The organism is Alcanivorax sp. HI0083, assembly GCF_001635175.1.
In genome coordinates this window covers 1-521 of the sequence record NZ_LWFX01000068.1, presented here as the reverse complement: position 1 = coordinate 521, position 521 = coordinate 1, and the positions used below count along the sequence as shown (strand labels likewise).

At 57.0% G+C, this 521-nt stretch carries 1 pseudogene; it reads right to left on the bottom strand.

Annotation, left to right across the window (positions count from 1 at the left end):
- Positions 1–299 (bottom strand): annotated as a pseudogene (locus tag A3754_RS00730) (porin family protein); the annotation flags it as partial.
- Positions 300–521: the final 222 nt, after the last annotated feature.

Sequence of the window (521 nt, the reverse complement as noted above, 5' to 3'; positions counted from 1 at the left end):
GGGCCAAGCTCAAAGCTGAGCAGGCCGGCAAAGGTGACTGCGCCACCTTCGATCTTGGTGCCGTTGTCGCCTTCCAGTTCACCGAAGTCGTAATAACCCACTTCTGCGCCCACCAGTTCGATGGGGCGCCAGCCCAGAAACAGGCCGCCGGAGGTATCGTCGTCATCAAACTCGACATTATCGATTTTTTCGTCGGTGCCGGAATTATAAATCCCTGCGCCAACATAGAAGCCCGCGTTGGCCAACGGGGCCACACTGAGAATGGCTGTGCCAGCCAGTACTTTTGTTAGGCGGTTCATAAGCATCACTCCCTGAAAAAAGTGTCTTCAGTATTACCCAGAATAGAGCCGGTGTGTATGGGGGGGGCACATTGCGTTACCCCGGCCTGTGACTGACAGGAGGGGCTGGTATCAGTCGCCTGAATTTGCTTTCCTTGATGTCAACAGGGAACGGGGCTTCGGCACACGGGGCTGTGAGGGGAAGGCATGAAGGGAAGGGCGCTGCAGGCGCGTGGATGCCAG